Below are 3,706 nucleotides of genomic sequence, written 5' to 3'. Positions count from 1 at the left end.
GAGAGGATATACGAGCTAAGATAGCGCTTTTCAATAGTCCTTGAAGGTCGAGTGTTAAGTCAAACCTTTTAGCAATTATTTTGGCAAACCTCGCCGCCTCAATCCATGTCCGCCATTTCAAGCGTTTTCCCTTCCAATTATGTCGCGGAAAGGGGATGACTTCATCAACATAGGGATTGCCGTTCACAACATCGGCACATTTAGCTTCGACCAACCAGCTTAGTTTAATATCGGGATAGGTGCGTTTAAGAGCGGCTGCTACTGGTAAGGCATGAATAACATCGCCAATTGAAGAAAGTTTGACGATGAGTACACTTTTTATCCCAGTCATGTCAATTTGCACTAACAGACTCCTGTGACCGTTTACGCGCAGAGCGCCAACGATCGTGTATCCATAGCCATTGATCCGGCTATCGTCTTATGTGGGCTTCGATCTCAGCTTGGATTAGAGTCATAATAGTTTTAACATCTGTATCGGTATCGCCTGTTCGATCGAAAACAATTGGTGGTTTTACTTCAAGCCGATGCCGTCCATTAGGTAATCGCACAGAAAATACCGGTAATAGAGGAGCGCCCGTTCGAATGTGCAGCACTGCCGGCCCCGCTACCGATCCGCACTCCATACCGAAGAAAGGAACATACAAATCCCCCGCATTCTGATCTGGCAAGATACCGACAACAATGTTTTGCTTAAGCGCCTTTAGTATTTGTTTAGCTGCATTACCTCGAGCCATTACATCATAGCCGCTCTGGTTTCTGATGTCATTTACCAGTGATGTTGTCCCTTGATCATCCGCGTTTCGCGCAACTACTTTTACTGGATGTCCTAAACAAATAGAAATATACCGTGCCGCAAGTTCCCAATTTCCAGTGTGAGCTGTAATGAGCAATATGCCTTTGCCCCCACTCATTACTTCATCAAAATACTGCTTTCCCTCAATTTCGAACATATCAGCTAAGCGAGATTTACCAATCGAGGGAGCTTTCATAAACTCAGCAAGGCTGCAACCCAAATTAATAAAAACCCCTCTTGCAACCGTCTCACGCTGTTCTTTTGACCAATCAGGGAAGGCCGCTTGCAGATTATTCAAAGCCATCTTCCGCCTTGAGCGCATTATTCGATAGGCAAGCTTGCCTAACCCTGTGCCCAACCGAAAAGCGGTCTTTAATGACATCAATCTGAATACTGCTCGAGATATCTGCAAAGCAAATAACCCAAACCCCAACTCAATTTGTTTTTTTAGCTTAGATTTAGCTTTTCTGCGCATGGATTAAATTCACTAACCAATCGACAAAGAGACTTTCTGATTCAAGACGCATTTTGACTTTCAGAATAAAAATGGGTATGCCTACTTTTAAGACAAACGGTTGAAGCTTCACATAGTCCTTTTCCGTTGTCACAATAGCATCTGCGTTTCGCCGCTGAGCAATCGCTTCAATTTGGCTCATGTCAGTAGCAGAATAGGCATAATGATCGCGTTTTCTGACTACCTCAAGCAAGTTAGCGCCCAAGACTTTGAGGGTATTTTCAAAGCTTGACGGGTCGCCAATTGCGCTCACAGCAATAATACCCGATTCCTCTAGCCTTTCAAGTTCATTCACAGTTCCCGAGCGAGCTTCCCAAAGCTGATTTACTCCTCGATAAGCTTTGAAAACCGGCAGCTTAGGGTTAAATGAGTGAATAATAGGCTCAGAGACACAGTCTTGCTGTGAAGTCAAAACGATTGCCGATGCACGATGAAGGCCGCTTATAGGTTCGCGCAACGTGCCAGCAGGGAGCGTGAAGCCATTGCCAAATGGTTTATTGGCGTCCATAAGCACAATGTCAATATCACGTGCCAGTGGCAAGTGCTGAAAACCATCATCTAAGATAATGACATCAGGTTTCCACCTTTCATATGCGGCCTTTACTGCAGGGACACGCTTTTGGCCGATAACGATAGGGATATCAGGAAGCGCATTGCGAATGAGAAGTGGTTCTTCACCGATTATCTCAGGTGGCAGCTTCTGGTTAGGTTCAAGAAGGGTCGTCTCTTTCCAAGCCTTGCCTCCATAACCACTGCAAGAAACTGCTACCTTCATTCCTTGAGCAGTGAGCAGTTCGGCAAGCATAATCACAAAAGGCGTCTTCCCTGTCCCCCCCACGGTCAAATTTCCAACCCCAATAACCAAACAAGGAGCCTTAAACCTTCTTTTTAGCCCCAATTCATACCACCCAAGATAGCATCGCCATCCCAGTGAGTACAACCCCGCCGCCATCCTCATCCCCAACAACGGATTTTCGCTTTCAATTAATGTATGCCAGTTAGTCATGGTGTACCGATTGTGGTAGCATATTGTGCGTTCTGAATGCAAATAGTAGAGGGGGAGAAGTGCCAACGGCAGCGTTTACTACACTTGGCTGCAAGGTCAATCAATATGAAACACAGAAAATTCTTGAATCATTCGAGCTGAAAGGATTCAGGATAGTTTCGTTCGACTCTCCTGCCGATGTGTACGTAATTAACTCATGCTCGGTTACCCACACAGCTGAAAGCAAGTCACGATATGCTGCTCGTAAAGCTGCGCGAAGCAACCCCGATAGCATCGTTGTTATAACTGGTTGCGCTTCACAAATGGCACATAACAAGGGGGAAACCTTAGAATTAGCGCATGTCATGGTCCCTAATCAGGATAAGCTCGATACGATCAGCTATCTCCTAAAATCATATCCAGAGCTTGAACAAAGACTTATCGAAGAACCCGCTCCCCTAAATAGTCCCAAACTATCAAGACGAACACGAGCAACAGTAAAAGTACAGGATGGGTGTAATATCTATTGCTCTTATTGCTCTATCCCCTACACCCGTCCGGTTCGCAGCAGTCGCGCTTGGGATGAAGTTGTAGATGAAGTAAAGCATTTAGCTGCTGAAGGGTTTAAGGAAGTTGTTCTTACTGGGGTGCTCATTGGTAATTATGGCGAGGAAACAGGCAGTGGCGGGCCTGATTTGCCTGAATTAATTGAAGAAGTGGCTAAAATCGATGGTATCGAGCGAATTCGCTTGAGTTCAATTGAAACGACTGATGTATCCGACAAGCTGCTAGATACAATGAAGCGCACGCCTAAAATCTGTCCACATCTTCATATCCCTCTGCAAAGCGGAGATGATCGCATTCTTGAAGCAATGAATCGGCCCTATTCGCGGGACTACTTCATTAAGAAATGCAAAGAGGTAATTGCTGCAATTCCAGACATGGCTATTACGACTGATATTTTGGTAGGATTTCCTGGTGAAGATGAAGTTGCTTTTAATAATACTTGCGAAGTGGTCGAAGAAGTTGGCTTTTTGAGAGGTCATATCTTCCGTTTCAGCCCACGCCCCGGCACCCCTGCGGCTGTTATGGTTAACTGCACTTCCGAAGCTGATAAGGAAGAGCGCAGCAAAAGGCTTATCGAACTCTGCCAGCAGACAGGAAATGCTTATATCACAAACTATCTTGGGCGAGATATGAGAGTATTAGTTGAGAGGAAATCATCAAAGTCAGGATTACTTAGCGGACATACGGATAATTATATAGAAGTCCATTTTGCAGGATCATCGAGCCTTTGCGGAGAGCTTGCGAATGTAAGGCTGATGCAAAAAGCTAACGAGATTCAATTGGGTGAACTGGCAGCTAAACCACTTAAGGAGAGCCGATATGAACGATTGTGTGTTCTGTAAAATCG

The 3,706-nt window shown here is 45.2% G+C and carries 4 protein-coding genes; 1 reads left to right on the top strand and 3 read right to left on the bottom strand.

The window, feature by feature from the left end; genetic code table 11:
- The 3 genes from WCO51_11020 to lpxK form a co-directional block, all read right to left on the bottom strand.
- The coding region (locus WCO51_11020) for a hypothetical protein (GenBank protein ID MEI6513785.1) at nucleotides 1-343 on the bottom strand (343 nt) is incomplete at its 3' end.
- Between the two features lie 67 nt (nucleotides 344-410).
- Entirely contained in the window at nucleotides 411-1,268 is an 858-nt protein-coding gene (locus tag WCO51_11015) for a lysophospholipid acyltransferase family protein (protein ID MEI6513784.1), read from the bottom strand.
- A complete protein-coding gene (gene lpxK, locus WCO51_11010; GenBank protein ID MEI6513783.1) occupies nucleotides 1,252-2,259 on the bottom strand; it encodes a tetraacyldisaccharide 4'-kinase in 1,008 nt (335 codons plus the stop codon). Before lpxK ends, WCO51_11015 begins: the two co-directional genes overlap by 17 nt.
- Nucleotides 2,260-2,372: 113 nt before the next feature.
- On the opposite strand from lpxK, the gene mtaB reads away from it, so the two are divergent.
- Nucleotides 2,373-3,701, top strand: a complete 1,329-nt coding sequence (gene mtaB, locus WCO51_11005) for a tRNA (N(6)-L-threonylcarbamoyladenosine(37)-C(2))-methylthiotransferase MtaB (protein MEI6513782.1) — start codon at nucleotides 2,373-2,375, stop codon at nucleotides 3,699-3,701.
- Nucleotides 3,702-3,706 lie beyond the last annotated feature (5 nt).

This window comes from bacterium, from assembly GCA_037131655.1.
GTDB lineage: Bacteria > Armatimonadota > Fimbriimonadia > Fimbriimonadales > JBAXQP01 > JBAXQP01.
The sequence above is the reverse complement of the archived record's forward strand: the minus strand, read 5'-3'. Positions and strand labels throughout refer to the sequence as shown.

Coding starts and splice junctions, on each gene's coding strand:
- lpxK (MEI6513783.1), bottom strand. CDS start 2,259: ATGGCGGCGGGGTTGTACTCACTGGGATGGCGATGCTATCTTGGGTGG.
- WCO51_11015 (MEI6513784.1), bottom strand. CDS start 1,268: ATGCGCAGAAAAGCTAAATCTAAGCTAAAAAAACAAATTGAGTTGGGG.